Annotated in this window: 12 protein-coding genes; 7 read left to right on the top strand and 5 right to left on the bottom strand. The window is 73.5% G+C overall.

What is annotated here, in order from left to right; translation table 11 throughout:
• Nucleotides 1-118: 118 nt before the first annotated feature.
• Nucleotides 119-1036 carry a hypothetical protein gene (locus tag ACFC09_RS01970; RefSeq protein WP_376522789.1) on the top strand — a complete coding sequence of 306 codons (918 nt, stop codon included), beginning with the start codon at nt 119-121 and terminating at the stop codon, nt 1034-1036.
• A gap of 78 nt (nt 1037-1114) precedes the next feature.
• Entirely contained in the window at nt 1115-1426 is a 312-nt protein-coding gene (locus tag ACFC09_RS01965; protein ID WP_376522786.1) for a WXG100 family type VII secretion target, read from the top strand.
• Between the two features lie 152 nt (nt 1427-1578).
• Here ACFC09_RS01965 and ACFC09_RS01960 read toward each other — a convergent pair whose 3' ends face one another.
• The 4 genes from ACFC09_RS01960 to ACFC09_RS01945 form a co-directional block, all read right to left on the bottom strand.
• Nucleotides 1579-6294, bottom strand: coding sequence for an FtsK/SpoIIIE domain-containing protein (locus ACFC09_RS01960; protein WP_376522785.1), 4716 nt, complete (start codon nt 6292-6294; stop codon nt 1579-1581).
• The gene (locus ACFC09_RS01955) at nt 6291-7781 is read right to left on the bottom strand and encodes a hypothetical protein (RefSeq protein ID WP_376522783.1); all 1491 of its coding nucleotides are present in this window, start codon (nt 7779-7781) and stop codon (nt 6291-6293) included. The genes ACFC09_RS01960 and ACFC09_RS01955 overlap by 4 nt, the downstream gene beginning before the upstream one ends.
• Before the next feature lie 361 nt (nt 7782-8142).
• Nucleotides 8143-9075 carry a hypothetical protein gene (locus ACFC09_RS01950; RefSeq protein WP_376522780.1) on the bottom strand — a complete coding sequence of 311 codons (933 nt, stop codon included), beginning with the start codon at nt 9073-9075 and terminating at the stop codon, nt 8143-8145.
• 465 nt (nt 9076-9540) lie between these two features.
• A complete protein-coding gene (locus ACFC09_RS01945) occupies nt 9541-10119 on the bottom strand; it encodes a TetR/AcrR family transcriptional regulator (RefSeq protein ID WP_376522778.1) in 579 nt (192 codons plus the stop codon).
• Between the two features lie 202 nt (nt 10120-10321).
• Between ACFC09_RS01945 and ACFC09_RS01940 the strand changes: the two genes are divergently transcribed.
• The 3 genes from ACFC09_RS01940 (at nt 10322) to ACFC09_RS01930 (ending at nt 12910) form a co-directional block, all read left to right on the top strand.
• Nucleotides 10322-11524, top strand: a complete 1203-nt coding sequence (locus ACFC09_RS01940; protein ID WP_376522776.1) for an acyl-CoA dehydrogenase family protein — start codon at nt 10322-10324, stop codon at nt 11522-11524.
• 157 nt (nt 11525-11681) lie between these two features.
• Nucleotides 11682-12290: a flavin reductase family protein gene (locus ACFC09_RS01935; protein WP_376522774.1), complete on the top strand. Its 609-nt coding sequence runs from the start codon at nt 11682-11684 to the stop codon at nt 12288-12290.
• 257 nt (nt 12291-12547) lie between these two features.
• A complete protein-coding gene (locus tag ACFC09_RS01930) occupies nt 12548-12910 on the top strand; it encodes a winged helix-turn-helix transcriptional regulator (protein WP_376522771.1) in 363 nt (120 codons plus the stop codon).
• A gap of 386 nt (nt 12911-13296) precedes the next feature.
• Here the strand turns inward: ACFC09_RS01930 and ACFC09_RS01925 are convergent, their stop codons facing one another.
• On the bottom strand, nt 13297-14748 hold the full coding sequence (locus ACFC09_RS01925) for an amidase (RefSeq protein WP_376522769.1): 1452 nt from the start codon (nt 14746-14748) through the stop codon (nt 13297-13299).
• 135 nt (nt 14749-14883) lie between these two features.
• Between ACFC09_RS01925 and ACFC09_RS01920 the strand changes: the two genes are divergently transcribed.
• Nucleotides 14884-15510, top strand: coding sequence for a TetR/AcrR family transcriptional regulator (locus tag ACFC09_RS01920; protein WP_376522768.1), 627 nt, complete (start codon nt 14884-14886; stop codon nt 15508-15510).
• Between the two features lie 380 nt (nt 15511-15890).
• The gene (locus tag ACFC09_RS01915; RefSeq protein WP_376522766.1) at nt 15891-18731 is read left to right on the top strand and encodes an AAA family ATPase; all 2841 of its coding nucleotides are present in this window, start codon (nt 15891-15893) and stop codon (nt 18729-18731) included.
• Nucleotides 18732-18741: the final 10 nt, after the last annotated feature.

Genomic DNA, 18741 nt, shown 5'->3' with positions numbered 1-18741 from the left:
TATCACTCCATCGTAGTGTGGGTACCGCCGTGCCCTCGCAGAGGGCGGGACACATATGCCGCCAACGCACGTGTCAATGGGCGGCCGGGTGTCGGTCAGGTGACCGGAGGGAGAGGACATGCCGGACTTCGACGTAGCGATCGACTACGAGTTGCTGAGGGTGCTGGCCGCCGACACGGAGAAACTCAAGGACCAGCTCGCGGACTCGCGGCTGATGGGCCATGAATCCTTCTACAGCCGGGCCGAACTCGGCGGGGCGTTCGGCGCCGCGAACCACTTCCTCTTCCAGTGGCTGGGCCCCTGGGAGAATGCCAGGAAGCTGCTGGAGAGCCTGAGCGGCACCTACAAGGGTGCGTCCCAGAAGTGGTTCGAGCTGGACGCGAGCTTCGCCACCCAGGCGAACATCCAGGCCGCGGCCTGGTATCACAGCGCGTGGGACATGAAGAAGAAGGCATACGACAGCTGGAAGTGGATGACGGAGCAGGAAATCCTCGTCCACGCCTGGGACGAGAACGGCAACCCGTACCTGAAGAAGCAGAAGCTGGCCGACCCCAATGACCCGAACGCCCCGAAACCTCCGGGTCTCGAACCCGGCGGCTACGAGTACCTCCACGACGGTGACGGCACGAACAAGGTCCACAACTCGACCCAGACGACCTTCGACTCCCACGGCAATCTGAAGTCGACCGACACCACCATCGACGACATGGGCGGTGGCCTCTCGTACCACGAGCACACCGACCACTGGGACGAGAACAACTACACGACGACGGTCACCCACACCGACGGGTCGAAGACGGTCATCGAGGTGCACGGCGACAAGGACGGCAACGGCAGCAAGATCGTGACCAACACCGACAAGGACGGCAAGACCGTCGACACGTCGAGCTACACCGGTTCCGGCCTCAAGTCCGACGACCCGCAGTGGACGAACAACGACCCGGAGGCCACCGACACCGACGGTGACGGCAAGGACGACAAGAACGACCCCGGAGGTTCCCAGCACTCGAACACCTCCGTCGGCAGCACCGTCTGACACACCCCCAGCACACTCACCCGACACCCCCAGACACCCCCGGCCGCCCTGGTCGGCGACACGGACCGAGGAACCCTCATGCCCAGCAACAACGTGCAGCTCCAGTACGGCCAGATCGAATCCGTCTCCACCCGGCTGCAACACGCGGTGACGACCATCAACCCGCAGCTGATGGACCTGAAGTCGTCGGTCGACACCCTCCTCACCGACGGTCTGTGGTTGCAGCAGACCAGCCCGGCCATGCAGCACGCCTACGAGCAGTTCACCGGCCAGCTGACCCAGATCGTCGCCAAGATCGAGGACTTCGCCAAGCAGTTCAAGGCGATCAAGACCCAGATCGACGACATGGACAACACGATGGCCGCGCAGATCAGGGGCGACGGCAAGTAGCACCGGCTCGCCCGCCGGGGCACACGGAAGACACACAGAAGGCACGCAGAAGGGGCGCCGCTCGACGCGGCGCCCCTTTCCCGTCCCGCCTTCCCGTCCCGCGTTCCCGTCCTGCCCTGAGTTCCCGTCCTGTCCTGCGTTCCCGCCGCGCCTCAGCGCGCGTCGCCGGCCTCGGTCTCCGGCACCAGGACGGTCATCAGGGCCCCCGCGTCGTCGACGGTGAGGGCCCGGCCCGGAACCCGGTTCGCCCGGATCAGGTTGTGCGGCAGCCGCACACCGAGCACGTCGCCCTCACCGATGGTCTGCGGCGACAGCAGCAGCCCCTTGCGCGAGCGCCGCACCTGGCCGATCCAGGTGCTGAGCGGCGACACCAGCGCCTCGGCGGGACCGGCGACGGCCAGGCCGAGGGACCGGTCGCGGCCGGAGGAGGCGATGTCCCGCAGCATGCCGTCCACCGGTGACATGGACAGCAGGTCGGCGTCGTCCACCATGACGACAGCGACGCCGCCGACCCTCTCCAGTGCCGCCCGCAGGTCCTGCTCGCTCGGGGTGGGCGAGGGCAGCACGACCGCCTTGCGGTGGCCTTCCAGGCCGCGCAGCGGCGACTCACGGGGGGTGAGGGCCACCACGCCGGTCCCGGAGCGCACCAGGGACGCCGCCAGGGAGAGCAACGCGGTGCTGCGGCCGGACCCGGGCGGCCCGACGATCGTGTACGTCGAGGCGACACCGGCGAAGTCCACCCACACGGGAGCCACGTCGTCGCCGCCGAGTCCCAGCATCGCGGTCAGCGGGCCGCGCGGCGTCGTGCCGACACGCTCGTACGCCTCCTTGAAGCTGATCGTCATCGGCAGTGTCTCGACGCGGAAGGGCCGCGCCGAGGCGGGCACGCCCAGGTCCCGGGCGGCGGCCTCCTTGCCGATCCGCTGGAGCGCCTCGGCCTGTTCGGGACCGCCGAGACCGCCCGGCAGCACGGCGATCTGCAACTCGCTGCCGGTGTCGGTGCGGAAGCCGCGCCCGGCCGGGATCACGGAGGGGATCTGCTCGCGCGGGATGCCGCTCATGGTGTAGTCGCTGACGTCGTTCATCCGCAGCAGCAGCTTGTTGTCGTTCAGCGCGGCGATCCGTCCGGCCATCAGGGCCCGTTCGGAGGTGGCTACGACGTGCACGCCGACCGCCGCGCCCTCCCGCAGCAGCATCGCGACCTGGCTGACCATGCGGCCTTCCTCGATCTCGCCGACCAGCGCGCTCAGCGTGTCCCAGCCGTCGATGAACAGCACGAGGTGGGCCGGGCGCCGGTTCGGGGGCAGCGCCGCGCGCAGCTCGGTGATGTTGCCGGCCGAGTGTGCGGTCATCAGCTCCTGACGGCGTACGAGTTCGGCGGTGAGCCGGTTGAGGAGCCGGCCCATGCGTTCCAGGTCGGCCCGCGGCACCACGGCGCCGGTGTGCGGCAGCGCGGAGAGCGCCGCCAGCGCGCCGCCGCCCGCGTCGATCGCGTAGTAGTGCAGGTCCGCGCAGGAGTTGGCGCGGGCGAGCGCGCTGGCCATGGTGCGCAGCGTCTGCGACCGGCCCGAGCGCGGCATGCCCAGGACGAACAGGTGCGGGAAGGTGTTCAGGTCGAGGAACACCGGCGGCTGCGCCTGGTGCCGCGGCAGGTCCTCGCGTGCCCAGGCGGCCGGGACGAGCCGTCCGTCACCGCTGGGGGCCGCCGGTTCCGGCAGGTCGGACAGGGTGAGGCTGTCGGTCAGCGGCGGCAGCCAGGGGCTGGGCTGCGGCTGGTGGCCGGACGCCCGCGCCGCCTCCAGGAGCGCGTCGACGAGCGCCATCAGGTCGGTCGGCCCCTCTTCGTCCTTGAGGAAGGCGAACTCGTCCTCGGCCTCCTCGGGTGCCTGCACATGGCGGCCGAGGCCCTGCCAGGACAGCGGGGTCATCCACAGTCCCGTGTCCTCGTCGGAGAGTTCCGAGAGTCCGGAGAGTCCGGAGAGTCCGGAGAGTCCGGAGAGTTCCGAGAGTCCGGAGAGTCCGGAGGGTTCGGGCCGCGGTCCGGTCCGCTCGGCCGGCTCCCGACCGGATCCGTCCGCCGGGCCGGCGGTGGGCGCGGTCCCGCTCTGCGGGCGCGGGGCGCCCACGTAGGCGGTCTGGAAACTCATCGCCGAGCGGTGCCCGAGCCGCACGAGGGCCCGCCCCGGGGTGGCCGCGGAGATGCTCGCCGCGTCCGGTACGTCCAGCACGTCGGTGCTCTCGTTGGCGTCGGTGACGCGCAACGAGATCCGCAGGTTGGTGTTGGCCCGGATGTCGCTGGTGACCACGCCTGCGGGCCGCTGGGTGGCCAGCACCATGTGCAGCCCGAGGGAGCGACCGCGCTGGGCGATGCCGACCAGGCCGGGGATGAAGTCGGGGATCTCCCGGGCGAGGGTGGCGAACTCGTCGATGACCAGCAGCAGGCGGGGCATCGGCGGCAGGCTCGGGTCGCGACGGCGCAGTGCCCGGTACTCGGGGTGGTCCTTCGCGCCCGCCGTGGCGAGCATGTGCTCGCGGCGGATCAGTTCGGCGGTCAGCGAGGCCAGCGCGCGCTGGACGAGGTGGCTGTCGAGGTCGGTGACCATGCCCAGGGTGTGCGGCAGCCGCACGCAGTCCTTGAAGGCGCTGCCGCCCTTGTAGTCGACGAGCACGAAGGTCAGTTCGTCGGGGCGGTTGACCGCGGCGAGCGAGGCGACGAAGGTCTGCAGCAGTTCGGACTTGCCGGAGCCGGTGGTGCCCGCGATCAGCGCGTGCGGGCCGTCCTTGACCAGGTCGAAGGCGACCGGACGGTCGAAGCCCTGGCCGACCAGCGCGGAGGTGGAGGCCGGACGGCGGTGCCAGCGCCGGACCACCTCTTCGGCGGTCGGGGGCTCCAGGTTCAGGAGGTCCAGCAGCGAGACGTTGTCGGGCAGTCCGCCGCCGGTGTCCGGGGTGACGTCGTGCACCGGGGCGATGCCGCGGGCCAGGCGTTCGGCCCACTCGGAGGTGACGTAGTCCGGGCGGATGCCGGTGATGTCGGGCAGCCCGGTGCGGCGCAGCGTCAGGGTGTCCTTGGCGATGGACACGACCGCGCTGGCCTCTTCGGGCAGCATCCGCTCCTCGCGGTCCAGGCACAGCAGGTGGATGCCGCGCGTCGGACCCTCCTTGAGGACCTGGACCATGCCGGGGACGTCGCGCAGTTCGCGCGCTCCGTCCAGGACGACCAGGACGTCGGGCTCGCTGAGCAGCGCGCCGCGCAGCGTGGCCTGCTGGGCCTGGTTGCGGTGGCGGATGACGTTGATCAGTTCGGTGACCCGGTTGGCGACGGTCTCGGGGTCGTTGCCGAGCAGGATGACGGGTGCGTTGTCCTGGGAGGCGGACAGCCCGGACCGGGCGTGCGGCAGCCAGCGGGCCCATTCCCACGCGTCGGCGGTCTGGGTGTCGGTGAGCACACAGATCTTCAGATCGCGCGGGCTGTGCAGCACGGCGGCCTGGGCCACCGCCCAGCGGGCGAGCGCGCGGGCGGGTTCCTCGGGGCCGGCGACGCCGACGACCCGGCTGCCGGCGAGGTCCACGCCGATGGGCATGTCGGGGATCTGCCAGCAGACGTTGCGGTGGTTGTCCTCGCGGGCGCCGTCGTCGATCTGGAGCAGCGACTGCTGCTGGGTGGTGCCGATGCGCAGGACGAGGTTGTCGGGGTCGGACGGGCGGCGTTCCCACAGCCGGGCGCCGGGGCCGACGGCCATCAGTCCGACGACCGCCGGGTCCGGGGCGGAGGCGATCCGCACGCGCCGCTCGTGGTCGACCTTGGCCCGGACGTCCGTCTCCAGGGAGGCGCGGCGCAGCCGGTAGTTGGCGACGCCCTCCAGGTACTCCTTGCGGCCGCCGCGCCGTCCGCTGATCCAGTTGCCGATGCCCAGGACCGGGCTGAGCACCATGAACGCCATGTAGAGGAAGGAATGGAAGATCCAGACCATGGCCACGCCCATGAACATCGGCGCGATGATCACCAGGAAGGGGAGGGGCCGGCGTTTGGGGGGTCCGGGCGGGCCGGGCAGCCGGAAGGTCTCCGGCTGGAGCGGGGGCAGCAGCCGGGGCGGCCGGTTGAAGTCCAGGCCGGCCGTCGGCGACGCGACCACCGCGGCGTCGGCCGGGGTGGGCCGGGCCGCGCGCAACAGGTGCTCGCCGACGACGAGTTCACCGTCGAGTTCCCAGGGCGTCCAGCCGCGGGGAAGGTCGTCGGGCTCCTGGTCCTCGGGGTTCGGGTCGGGCTCCGGCGGCAGGGCCGCCACGTCGGCGCGCGGGCGGGGCGGCGGCGCCTCGGGGAGGGAGAGCCGGACCTGTCCGTCGCCGTCGGGCAGCACGGTGAGCACCGTGCCGTCCGCGCGTACGGTCAGGCGCAGTCCCTCCGCGGGGACGCCCTTGCCCGCCAGCCGTACGGAGCTGCCCGCCCGGGGTCCGATCAAGTGGGTGCCGATGCCGAGGTGATGGACCTGGCCGGCCGCCGGGCCGCCGATCACCTGGATCTCGACCACGGGGGCTGAGCCGGGTGCCCGGGGCGTGGGCATCTCGTCACGGGCGGGGCCGTAGACCGATGCGCTGCCGGTCACGGGCCGGCCGAGGCCCAGGGTGCTGCCGTCCCGGATGCCGGAGGAGGCCAGGACGGTGTCGGGGTCGAGCAGCCGGTCGCCCAGGTAGAGCGGGACGTCCTCGGTCCCGTGGGCAACGTCCGCCTCCTCGGGGGCGGTCCCCCGGTGCGCGGCGAGCAGGTGCGGGGCCAGTCGGCGTACGGAGGTCGCGGCGGCGGCGTTGACGAGTACGTCGCGCTGCTCCCGCCGCTCTGCGTCGACGGTGGTGACGAGGAGCTTCACGACTCGTTCCGCCTTTCGGCTCGGGGGATGTCGAAGGATTCGGCGTCAGGGGTGCCGGCGGCCGGGACGCCGGTGGTCTCCGGTTCGGCGAACAGGTCACGGACGGCCGGAGCCAAGGGTTCCGGGGCGGGTACGGGCGGCGCGTCGGCCGGGAGGGAGGGGTGCGGGGCCGCCGTACCGGCCCGGTCGGTACGGCGGGCGCCGGGCACCGCGGTTCCGGCCTGCGGGGTGGGCCGGGCCGCGGGTGCGGGGACGGTGGGCACGGCGGTCAGGGAGGGGCGGGGCGCGGGTACGGCGGGCCGCGGCCCGGGGTGGCGCGGGTCCGGTCCGGCGGGCGGCCACGGCCCTGTCGGTCCGCCCGCCGGTCCGCCCGCGGGTACGGCCGCGGGTACGGCCGTCGGCTGTCCGCCGCGCCGCTTGCGCGCGCCGCTCCTGCGCGCGCCGCTCCTGCGCGCGGCGCGGGCCACGGCGGGGCCGAGCGGACCGGCGTCGGTCTCGATGCCCAGGCCGGGTGTCTCGGTCCGGCCGCGCGAGTCGACCCGGATCTCCCACCGGTGGGCGGACATCGGGCCGACGACGACGGCGCACAGCAGTCCGGCGCCCGCCAACTCGGACAGCCGCGCCGCCTGCTCGTCGTCCGGGGCCGCGCACACCACGACCACCGGCCGGGTCCGCCCGGGTTCCGGCACGGCCAGCGAGTCCAGCAGCGAGTCCAGGTCGGGGCCGTCGAACCCCGGCTGCACACCACGGGTGACCAACACCTGCGCCGACCCGCCGGGCAGGTCGAGATAGGCCGCCACCGCCTGCACGAACGCGCGGACGGCCCGGTGCTCGCCGTAGGTGCTCAGGATGCGGGACCCGCGCAGCAGGTCGAGGAGGACCACGCCGTCGGCGCTCAGACCGAGCGGCACCAGCACCCTGGGCACGGCGGGCGGTCGTGCCGTCCCGTCCGCGTCGGACGCGGCTGCCTGCCGGGGCGCGAGGTTCGCCGCGTCGACGGCGGAGGCGTACCAGACCAGCGGGTCGCCGTCGGTCCGCCACGGCTGTGGTGGCGGCGGCACGTCCCGGCCCGCGACGCGTACGGCGACCTCGCCGGCGTTGCGCCGGGTGGCGGGCCGGACCGTGACCGCGAAGCCGAATGCCTCGGCGGCGGTGGGACGCACGGCGCCGTCGACGCCGTCGAGCGCGTGGTGGGCGACGGCTCCGGTGCCCTGGGCGGCCAGCAGGCGGGTCAGCCGCCGTATGGCCGCGCGGAAGCGCAGGAACTCCCGCACCGGTTCGGAGAAGGCCCTGCGGGTGAGGCGCACCTGGCGGCGCAGCCGGCGCCAGGTGCGCCGCCAGCCTCCCTGTCTGCGCGCGAGTCGGCGCAGCAACAGCCATACCAGGAGCAGGAGTTCGGCCAGCGCCAGGATCAGTACGCTCGTGCCCGAGTTCCAGGACAGGGCGATCGTACGGTCGGCCTGCGCCACCGGTATCCAGCCTGCCACCGGGCCCACCTGATGGATGTGCACGAGAACCCCTCGCTCTGTCGCCTACCGGAGAACGACCGGGTCTCGCCACGACCGACGTCTCACAGGCCGTCGAGGACATGGTGAACGCGGTACGACACATGTGCCGGGGGGTGTCCACCGGCCACGTGGCCGTCCCGGCCGCACAGGTGTGACAGCGGTCGTCTCGGCGCCGCTGTCACAGCCGAGTGTAAACAGAAACGTGTCCCTCTGGCGCACCGGCCCGGCGCCCGCAGCACCATCGTGACACGTCCTTGCCCACACGGATATGTGTGAGTACGGGACAACTGTGGACACCTGTTTCGCCGGCCGGCCGCGTGAGCGGTGCCCGCCACGGCGGTCACTCCGCCAGCGCGGCGGCGTCCCCCATCACGATCACCGGGTGCAGCGTGGGGTCGAGCGTGCGCAGCAGTTCCTTCATGTGTGACTTCGCGAGGCTCACACAGGCGTGCGTGGGGCCGCCGTGGTCGACGTGCAGCCAGATGCCCCCGCCCTTGTCCGCACCCTGCGGGCGGCCCCAGTCGAGCGGGGAGGTGCCCTTGACGTGGTTGTAGTCGATGGCGATGACGTAGTCGAACGACCCGGCGAGGGATTCGCCGTCGAAGCCGGTCCCGCTGACGGAGAATCCGCCGGACCGGTCGTACGGGAGCTTGGCGCCGGGGTCCGCCAGCAGGCCCCCTGCGTCGCTGAGGGTGAACACGCCGATGGGCGAGCGGAGATCGCCGAGGCGGTGGTCGGCCGTCCAGCCCTTGAGGGCGTTGTGCGCGGGCCAGGTCGCGCCGCCCTGCCAGCCGGAGGCGGTCCGCCGGTAGAGCACCACGTGGGCGCGGGAGGAGTTCCGGCCCGCGCCGGTGACCAGGACGACCTGCCGGGCGTCCGCGGGTATCCGGGCCGCCGTCCGGCGGCCGAGACCGGGCAGGTGCGCGGGATCGCCGTGGAGCGGGCCGGCGTCCGGGGCGGCCTGGGGGGCGCCCGGCGCGGACGGCCGTGCGGACGTCCGTTCGGACGGCTGGGCACGGGGCGTGTCCTCCGGCGTCCAGGCGGCCCGGACGGCCGGCCGGGCACCGGCGGATTCGGCACCGGTCCCGCCGACCACTCCGCAGCCGCAGACGGAGGCCGCGGTGAGCAGCGCGACGGCGGTGAACGACAGTCGCGAGCCCGAGCCAGCGAACGGCAGCCGCGAGCCCGAGCCGGTGAGCGGTGCGAGCAGCCGGTCGGCGGTGGAGGGCGCGCGGTGCCGGCCGCTGTGCGCGCGTATGTCGGATGAAGCCATGTCTGAGACGCCCCCCACTTCGTGGCCATGGTCCGCTGTGCCGTGGCAAGCCGCGCAGGTGCGCTCCGACGGCAGCACACTCCGCCGGCCCACGGGTGACGTGTCGTCAGCTGGAGACACCCGGCGGCTCCCTCCCCCGCCGGGCCGCCCGGCCGAGGACCGCCCTACATATTCGTTGAGGATACAATCAGTTCGGTTCCGGTGGTACGCCGGTGTGATCCCGGCACATCGGCCGACGCGGTGTAGTCCCCGGTCAGCACGGGGATTGCTGCGCGAACTCCTGCTGTGCGCAGGTGCGTTCACCGCGCCGCCGAGGTACCTGTCCGCCCCTCGCCCGCTCGGATCGCCGCGACGCGGCGGGCCCTGGGTGGTCTCCGTCACACGTATGCCGCTCGGGGCAGCCTGGGACGGCGGCGGACGGTAAGGCGCGGTCGGGACAAGGACGCGCGCCGACCGCCGACCGGGTCAGGGTCGCAGCGACCGCAGGGTCATGTCCCCGTACCTGCGCCACAGCGCCGGGTCGCGCTCGGCGAGCGCGAGCAGTTGCAGGGTCATGCCGCACAGCACCACGCGCAGATCGAGCAGCGTCACGTCGGCGCGGACCAGGCCGGCGGCCTTGGCTTCCGTCATCAGGCCCACCAGCCGGTCCAGGAGCGGGCCGGTGTGCGCCGAACGTCCCTCGGCGAGCACTTCCGACAGCAGCCGGTCCCCGGCGAGGGTCTCGAACAGCAGGCGCACGTACGCCTCGAACGCCCGCGCCGGATCGGCCTCGGCCAGCGCCGGCTCCGTCACCCGGTCCAGCTCGGCGAGGCGATGCCGGACGACCGCGTCCACCAGGTCTTCCTTGGCGGGGTAGCTGCGATAGACGGTCGCCTTCCCCACCTCGGCCCGCTCGGCGACCTGCGGCACGGTGCCCTGGAGGCCGAACTCGTCGAAGATCTCCAGTGCCGCCGCGAAGATGCGCTCGTGGTTGCGCCGGGCGTCGGCCCGCTTCAGGGGCGTGTCCTGCCCGGTCGGCCGCGGGTTGGTCTGCACGGGAGTCATCCGTCCATTGTGCCCGCCCGGCCGTCCCGCGGTCACGGGCCCACAGCGTCGCCCGCGAAGGCCGGAAGGCACCGTCACCGGACCGCACCCGCACTGCCCGATTAACCGAACCCTCGGGTCCGGTTATAGTGGAACCGCCAAACGGACCCAAGGGTCCGGATAAACTTCGTTTCCCGCACGGACCCACGTCCTGGAGACCGCCATGAACAGTTGGACCGGCACCGAACGTGCCGACCTCGCCGACCCGATCCGCCCCCTCGTCGAGGCCGTCCGCGCCATCGCCCCCGTCCTGCGCCGAGAGGCCGACGAGGCGGAGCGCGACAGCCGGCTCACCCCCGAGGCGACCCGGGCCCTGCGGGAGGCCGGCCTCTTCCGGCTCGGCGTACCCGAGCGGTGGGGTGGCCACGAGGTCTCCCCCGCCGCCAGCCTGCACGTCACCTCCGAGGTGGCACTCGCCTGCCCGTCCAGCGGCTGGGTCGTGATGGTCTCGTACGTCGCACAACAGATCGCCGCCACCTTCGGTGAGCAGGCCCGGCAGGACCTGTGGGGCGACGGCGCGGACGTGCCCATGTGCGGGGTGTTCGGCAGCGTGGGTGTCGGTGCCGTCCCGGTGGAGGGCGGGCTGCTCGTCTCCGGTTCGTGGTCGTGGGCGTCCGGCTGCCACCAGGCCGAATGGGCGCTGCTCGGTGTTCCGTTGGCCGGATCCGAGGGCGCGGAGGCGGAGCGCGGGCTCGCCCTCGTACCCAGGAGCGCCCTCACCGTCGAGCGCACCTGGGACATGGCGGGCATGCGCGGCACCGGCAGCGACACGCTCGTGGCTGAAGACGTGTTCGTCCCGTTCCACCGGCTCAGGCGCTTCGCCGACGTGGTGCAGGGCAACGGGCTGCCGCCGGAACCGCTTTACCGGATCGCGCCGGGATCGATGACGCTGACCTGTATGGGGCCCCTGCTCGGCATCGCGCGCGAGGTCTTCCGGCTGACCCTGGAAGCCGTCGACGGCGGCAAGCCGATGGCGATGTCCCTGCACGCCCGGCTCGCCGACTCCCCCAGCGTGCAGGCAGCGCTGGCCGACGCGGCCACGCTGATCGACTCCGCCCACCTCCACCTCGCGCGCTCCGCCGAGTTCATCGGCGCGGCGGCGGCCACGGGCGCCACTCCCACCCTGATCGAACGCGCACGGGTGCGCATGGACATGGGGCACGCCTCCGAATGCCTGCGCGCGGCGGTGCAGTCGCTGCTCACGGTGAGCGGGGCGGGCAGCTTCTCCAGTGCGAAGGCCGTCCAGCGGTACTGGCGTGATCTGGAGACCGGTTGCCGGCACCCGACGCTCAACCCCGGTCTCGCCCGCGAGATGTACGGACGGGCCCTGGTCGGCGACCAGCGCCCGGTCAGCCCGATGGTCTGACGTGGCCGAACGAGAACAAAGGCCCGAACGAGAGCAAGGGCCGGGACGAGAACAAAGGCCCGGACGAGAACGAGGGCCGGGACGAAAACAAAGGCCCGGACGAGAACGAGGGGCCGGGACGAGAACGAGGGGCCGGACGAGAAGGAGGAGGGAAGCCATGACCCGACCCAGCGCCCCGGCGGTCGCCGACGGCTCCGCGCGCGAGGCGCGCGAGGCGCGCGAGGCGCGCGAGGCGCGCGAGGCGCTCGGCCATTTCGCGTCGGGCGTCACCGTCGTCACGGCCGCCGGCCCCGCCGGGCCGCTCGGCCTGACCTGCCAGTCCTTCGTCTCCCTGTCCCTCGATCCGCTGCTCGTCTCCTTCGCCCCGGCCAGGTCGTCACGGACCTGGCCGCTCATCCGGGAGGCCGGCGTCTTCGGCATCAGCGTCCTGGCGCAGGACCAGGCCGACGTCAGCGCGGCGTTCGCCCGGTCGGGCACCGACAAGTTCCGAGGAGTGGGGTGGTCGCCCGGTCCCGGCGGGGCACCGCTGCTGGACGGCGCCTGCGCCTGGGTCTCCTGCGCACTGTGGCAGGAGTACGACGGCGGCGACCACCACCTGGTCCTCGGCCGGGTCACCGCGCTCAGGGCGGACCCGGCGCGGCAGCCGCTGGTCTTCCACCGGGGCCGTTACCGGGCGTTGGCACCGGACGCGGACCCGGACGCGGCCGGAGGGACGGCGTCGGGGGCGGCGCCCTTCGCTCGGGTCCGGTGGCACCAGGTCCGGTAGGTGGTACCAGATCCGGTAGGTGGTACCGGGTCCCGGACGGGGGCGGGCCGCGGTCCGCCCCGGTCAGTACGAAGGCGGGCCGCGGTCCGTCCCAGTAGTCGTCCGGCGGGCCGAAAATCGCAGGCCGTGCCGCAGGCAGTGTTGCGGGCCGTGTTGCGGGCCCGCGGCGGCTCCCGGGAGGCACGACCGGTTGGATACACGCGGCTGGATGACACACGTTTTCAGCCACCGTGCGGCGGGACAAGTACCCTGGGGGCGTGACAGTCGAGCGGAGCCACGACGCGGAGGCGTGCAAGCAGGTCGACTCCGGTATCGCACGAGTCTTCCAACTGCTCGGGAAGCGCTGGACCGGCCCGATCGTGGCCGTCCTCACCGACGGTCCCGCGTACTTCACCGATCTGCGCCGGGCGATCCCCGGGCTCAGCGAGCGGATGCTCTCCGACCGGCTCACCGAACTCGGCTCCGCCGGGCTGGTCCTGCGCGAAGTGGACGAGGGACCGCCGCTGCGGGTCTCGTACCGGCTGACGGAGGCGGGCGGGGCACTGGAACCGGCCCTCGACGAACTGGCCGCGTGGGCCAAGCTCCATCTGCCGCCGGACCGACGGCCGGACGAGAGCTGACCGGCCCGACGCCACGCCCCGCCACCGGGCAACCGCCGCCCGCCCGGTGGCGGTTGCCCGCCCCGCCCTGAGCCAAGGCGGGTACCGCCAGGTCAGGCGTGCACTCCGCCGTCGCCGGCCGGCACCGGTACCGGCACCGGCACCACGGAGCCCGGTCGACCGGCAGCACACGTGTGGGAGTACGTCACCAGGTGCCCGCCGTCGGACACCCGCGGGACGCCCCGCCGGACCCGGCGGCCACCGAACCCGGCGCGACCCCCTGGGGGACGGACACACACACTCCGCCGGGCCGACCGGCAGCCCGAGCTGAACACCTGGGGTCATACCTGGTCCCGCGAGGTGTGAAGAGAGGCGCCTGAAGGCGTCCGCCGCACCGGGCCCGCCGCTCAGCGGCGCGTGGGGTGCCCCGCCCACACCACGGGGGTCCGCTCCGCCCACGGGGCGGCCCGTTCGAGTTGGCCGGCGAGGCGGAAGAGGCGGTCTTCGAGTCCGTAACCGGCGGCGAACTGCATCCCGATCGGGAGGCCCGTGCCGGTGTCGGCCGTCACGGGCACGGACATGGCGGGCGTGCCCGCCACGTTGAACACGGTGGTGAACGGCGAGCGGTCGAGGACGCGGTCGATCCAGCCGAGGCCGTCGAGCGCCGCGGCGCCCTCGGCATAGGTGCCCAAGGGCACCGCAAGCTCCGGCAGGGTCGGGGTGAGCAGCAGGTCGTGGGCGTCGAAGTACCGGGCCAGGCTTCGGGCCACCCGGTTGCGGATGCCGAGCGCGTCAACGAACTGGGCGCCGCTGACCCGCTGCCCGTAGCGGTAGCCGGCGAGGGTCACCGGTTCGAGGGTCGAGGAGTCGACGGGACGGCCGGAGGCGGCGGCCAGCCCGTCCACCGAGGCCGTGAGGTTCGCCGTCCACAGACGGGCGTTGGCCAGGACGAACTCCTCCCAGTCGGCGCCGAGGCCGACCTCTGCCTCCGTCACCCGGTGGCCGAGGGATTCGAGCAGGGCCACGGTGCGGGAGAGGGCGTCGGCGACGGCCGGCGTGGTGCGGCGTCCGCCCCACGCCTGGGTGAGGACACCGATCCGCAGCGGGCCCGGGTCGCGGGTGACGTCCTGCGCGTACGGCCCCGACGGCCGCTCGGCGAAGTAGGGGTCGCCCGGTTCCGGGCCGCTGATCAGGTCGAGCAGGGCCGCGCTGTCGCGTACGGTGCGGCTGACACTGCCCTGCACGGCCAGGCCGTTGAAGACCTCGTCGGCGCCCGGCCCCATGGAGACCCGGCCGCGGGTGGGCTTCAGGCCGAAGAGGCCGTTGCAGGCGGCGGGGATGCGGAGCGAGCCGGCGGCGTCGGTGGCGTGCGCGATCGGGACCACCCCGGCGGCGACCGCCGCGCCCGCGCCGCCGCTGGATCCGCCCGCGCTCCGGCGCGGGTCCCACGGGTTGCGGGTCGCGCCGTAGAGCACCCCTTCGGTCGTGGTGCCGTAGGCCAACTCCGGTGTCGCGGTGCGCCCGAACGTCACGAGGCCGGCCTGCCGGAAGCGCCGCATCAGGGCGGAATCGGCGTCGGCGACGAAGCCGGCCGCGAGACGGCTGCCCAGCTCGGTACGCCTCCCGGCCATCGTGACGCCGATGTCCTTGATCAGGAAGGGGACCCCGGCCAGCGGTGTGCTGCCGGGGGTGGGCGCGTCGTCGGTCGGCCAGGTCTCCACGACCGCGTTGATCCGCGGATCGACCGCCTGCGCGGCCTCGCGTGCGGCTGCTTCCAGTTCGGCGGGGGCCACCTCGCCCTTCGCCACCAGCTCCGCGAGCCCGACCGCGTCGAAACCCGCGTACTCCGCAACTCTCACTGTCACTCCCAGGGGACTGGACGATACTGCTGAGTACCTGACGATACCCAACGGTATCGAATGGAACGGACTGGTACCGTAGCCGAGGGCGAGTGCCCGCAACGGACCGGACGTCGCACAGGAGTCGGAGCAGGCATGGCATCGACCGCCGGAAGGCCGAGCAGGGTGGCCAAACTGCCGCCCCGTGAGCGCATCCTCGACGCGGCGGAAGAACTCTTCCAGCGCGAGGGGATCCGGCGGGTGGGCGTACAGGCCATCGCCGATCGGGCCGGGACCACCAAAATGGCGATCTACCGGCACTTCGAGACCAAGGACGCGCTGGTCGCGGAGTGGCTGCGGATCGTCGCCGCCGAGTACCAGGCGGCCTTCGACCGGGTCGAGGCCGAACACCCCGGCCGGCCCAGGGAGCAGATCCTGGGCCTGGCGCGGTTCATCGCCGAGGGGCTGCCGGCGATCTCGCACCGCGGCTGCCCGTTCATCAACTCCCTCGCCGAACTGCCCGACCGCTCCCATCCCGCACGGCAGGTGATCGAGGCGCACAAGGCCCGGCAGACCCGCAGGCTGGTCGCCATGTGCGCCGAGGCCGGGCTGCCCGACCCAGAACAGGTCACCGCCGAGATCACCTTCGTACTCGAAGGCGCGCAGGTCAGCACGCAGAACGGAAGCATCGACCGGGCCGGCGACCGGCTGCTGCGCATCGTCGAGGGGATCGTCGACCGGCACCGCTCTCCCCTCGGCGCGTCCCGGGCGCCCACCGGCTGACCGCCCCGGCCCGCAGACGGCATGGTCACCCGCGCCCCCTCCGTGGGAGCGGACGACGACGACCGGTGTCGGCCGGGCCTGACCGCCGCGCCGACCGCCGCTGTGAACCTTCGGCGCGACTTGCCCCGTTGTTCCGGGTGGGAGGGGCTGCTGCCGGGACCGGCCCGCCGGCCCTTCGCCGACGCCCGCCGGAAGCCGCCTCCCCCTGCGAAGAAGGCGTGGCTGCGCGCCCGCCGGCTGGCGATGTCGGCCGGTGACGGACAAGCTGCATGTGAACTGCCTGGTTCCGCGGACACCTGTCCGCTGGGATGGGGACCAGGCAAGAGCGCGCTCCCCGGTATCCGGTGGGACCGTTCGATGTCCCGGAACGGGGGTCACCCATGAACGCTCGGCGCGAGGTCTTCTCCCCCGCGGCCGAAGAGCAGGACCGTCGCACGCCGTCGCCCGTCCCCTCCTTCCCCCGGCGGCCGTCGACCGCCCCCGGGCTCGTCGGACGCGATCACGAGCTGCGCGAACTTCAGGGGTTCCTGCGTACGGCCGTGACGCACGGAGGGGCCTGTGTCATCCGCGGCGACGCGGGTTCGGGGAAGTCGGAACTGCTGGAGACGGCCGTCGGCCTGGCGACCGCCGCCGGTCTGCACGTGCTGCGCTGCACCGGCGTCCGGGGCGGCAACCCGCCGGAGTACTCCGGCCTGCTCCAGATCGTCTGGCCGGTCCTGAAGGGGCTGCGCTCGTCACCGGAGGCCCGGCAGTGCCAGCTCCTGGAGAGGCTGCTGGTCGACGTCGTTCCCGCGCACACTGACCGGGGCCGGCTGTCCTTCGCCGTGCTCGGCGCCCTGGAATCGGCCGGCGCCCGGCAGCCCCTGCTGATCGCCGTCGACGACTGGGACGCGCTGGACGAGCCCAGCAGGGAGGTGCTCTCCTTCGTCGCGCGGCGCCCCGGAGGCCGTGCCCCGGCCCTCCTGGTGACCTCGCGCCCGCACCGTACGCACCTGGCGCCCCTGGCCGGGCTCACGGAATGGGACCTCGCCCCGCTGACCCCCGCCCAGTCCGCCGCCCTGCTGGCGGCGAAACGGCCGGACCACGACCCGCAGGGCGCGCACGAACTGCTGGTGACCGCGGCGGGCAACCCGCTCGCGCTGCTCGAACTGCCCGTGCGGACCGAGGACCCGGTGCCCTACGCGCCCGCCTCGTCCGACCGGCTGGCCGCCGCGCTGGCACCCGGTGTCGCGCAGCTCCCCCCGGCCACGCGTGACCTGCTGCTGGTGGCGGCGCTCCACCCGGCGGGCGACCTGCCCCTGCTGCTGTCGGCCGCGTCCAGGATCACCGGCGCCGCGGCGGGCTTCGCGGTGGTGGAGGCGGCGGAGCGCGACGGTCTCGTGACGTTCGACGGCACGTGGCTGCGTTTCAGCCACCCCGCCACGGCGGGAGCCGTGGTCCACGGCCTCGCCCCGCGCCACCTCCGCGCCGCACACGCGGCCCTGGCGGCGGTACTGGAGCAGGACCCGGTGCAGAAGCTGTGGCACCTCTCGCAGGCCGCGGAGGAGGCCGACCCGGAACTCGCCGGCCGGCTCGAAGCCGTGCACCGCCATGCCCTGCACCGGAGCGAACCGGTCATGGGTGTACGTCTGCTGCGCCGCGCGGCCGACCTGCACCGCGCGCCCGAGGACCGGGGCCGCTGCGCGCTGCTGGCCGCCCAGCTCGCCCACGACCTCGGCTGGGAGGGATTGGCACGGACGACGGCCCAGTACGCGCTGCGCCATCCGCTGGGCCCGCTGGGCACGCTCTGTGCCGAGGCCCTGACCCGCCTGGGCGACGCAAACCGGGATGATGAGGACGGGGACGGCGTAAACCGGGACGACGAGGACCCGCGGCGGCCACCCGCGGACCCCGCCGCCTGGCCCGTGCCGGTCGGTGCCGACGAGCAGACGAACGCGCTGGAACTGGCCCAGCTGACGGCACCCGAGGTCGCGGGCGACGAAGCACGCGCGGACGCCCTGCTGGTCTTTCTCGACGGACTGCCGGAGCACGCCGACGACCCGCGGCTGCTGCACACCATGGCGGCGGTGGGCCCGGTCCGCCGGGCCGCGGCCGTCATCGCGCGGCTGTCCGCCCTCCCCCGGCTCGCGCACATGTCACAACGGGACGTCGAGCACCTCGCCGAGGCCGCCCTGCTGGCCGGGGACCCGCTGCGGGCGCTGGACCTGTACCGGCGGACGGAGCACCGCTACCGCTTCCGTGAGCTGACGGACCAACTGCCCCGGGTCGTGCTCCGGCAGGGCATGGCACACCTGATCACGGGCGACTGGGCCCAGGCCGAACTGTCCTTCCGGCGCTGCGGTGAGCTGGCCGAGGAGAACTTCCGCGGTCACCACGCGAGCGCCGCGCGACTCCTCGGGGACGTCGTAGGGGGTCTGCGGACCGGTACGGTGCCCGCGGTCGCCGCCCGGGATCTGACGGCCGCCCGGCGCTCGGTGCGCTCGATCGACGAGATCGTCGCGGTCGGCACCGCGTGGGCCCAGGTGGAGAGCGGCGACTTCGCCGCCGGTTTCGCGGCGCTCTCCTCCCTCCTCGCCGATCCGGGCCGCTGCGCCGCGGCCCGGTACGCCCTGGTCCCCTTCGCGGAGGCCGCCGACGCCGTCAACGCGGCCGAGGAGGCGCGGGCGACGCTGGCCGGCCTCGAACGCGAGCTGGGCGCGGAGCACACGCCGCTCGTCTCGGTCGGGCTCACGGTGGCCCGAGCCGTCCTCGCGGACGACGCGGGCGCGGAGTGCCGGTACGCCCGTGCCTTCGCCCTGGACCTGTCGCACCGGCCCTTCCTGGAGGCGTCCCTGCGGCTGGCCCACGGACGGCTGCTGCGGCGCCGGCACGAGTTCACCGACTCCCGGGTCACCCTGCGCCAGGCCGCGGCCATCTTCACCACGATGGGCGCCGAGGCACGTGTCGCACGGATCACCGCGGAGCTGCGGGCCTCCGGCGAGCGGGCCGAGCAGACCGCGCCGGGCGCATCCCCCTCCGCCCGGCCCGAGGACCTGCTCAGCCCGCAGGAGCTGCGGATCGCCCAACTGGCCGGCCGGGGACTCTCGAACCGGCAGATCGGCGCGGAACTCAACCTGTCGCCCCGGACCATCGGCTCCTACCTCTACCGCATCTTCCCCCTGCTGGGCGTGACGGCACGGGTGCAGCTGGCCGAGGCGCTGAGGGATGTTCCTGGCACCTGACGTGTGACGC

This window comes from Streptomyces sp. NPDC056161 (assembly GCF_042268025.1).
Taxonomy (GTDB): Bacteria; Actinomycetota; Actinomycetes; order Streptomycetales; family Streptomycetaceae; genus Streptomyces.
The sequence above is the reverse complement of the archived record's forward strand: the minus strand, read 5'-3'. Positions and strand labels throughout refer to the sequence as shown.

Excerpts from the sequence above, each read along its gene's own strand:
- ACFC09_RS01970 (WP_376522789.1), top strand. The coding sequence starts at position 119 with ATGCCGGACTTCGACGTAGCGATCGACTACGAGTTGCTGAGGGTGCTG.
- ACFC09_RS01965 (WP_376522786.1), top strand. The coding sequence starts at position 1,115 with ATGCCCAGCAACAACGTGCAGCTCCAGTACGGCCAGATCGAATCCGTC.
- ACFC09_RS01950 (WP_376522780.1), bottom strand. The coding sequence starts at position 9,075 with ATGGCTTCATCCGACATACGCGCGCACAGCGGCCGGCACCGCGCGCCC.
- ACFC09_RS01945 (WP_376522778.1), bottom strand. The coding sequence starts at position 10,119 with ATGACTCCCGTGCAGACCAACCCGCGGCCGACCGGGCAGGACACGCCC.
- ACFC09_RS01940 (WP_376522776.1), top strand. The coding sequence starts at position 10,322 with ATGAACAGTTGGACCGGCACCGAACGTGCCGACCTCGCCGACCCGATC.
- ACFC09_RS01935 (WP_376522774.1), top strand. The coding sequence starts at position 11,682 with ATGACCCGACCCAGCGCCCCGGCGGTCGCCGACGGCTCCGCGCGCGAG.
- ACFC09_RS01920 (WP_376522768.1), top strand. The coding sequence starts at position 14,884 with ATGGCATCGACCGCCGGAAGGCCGAGCAGGGTGGCCAAACTGCCGCCC.
- ACFC09_RS01915 (WP_376522766.1), top strand. The coding sequence starts at position 15,891 with ATGAACGCTCGGCGCGAGGTCTTCTCCCCCGCGGCCGAAGAGCAGGAC.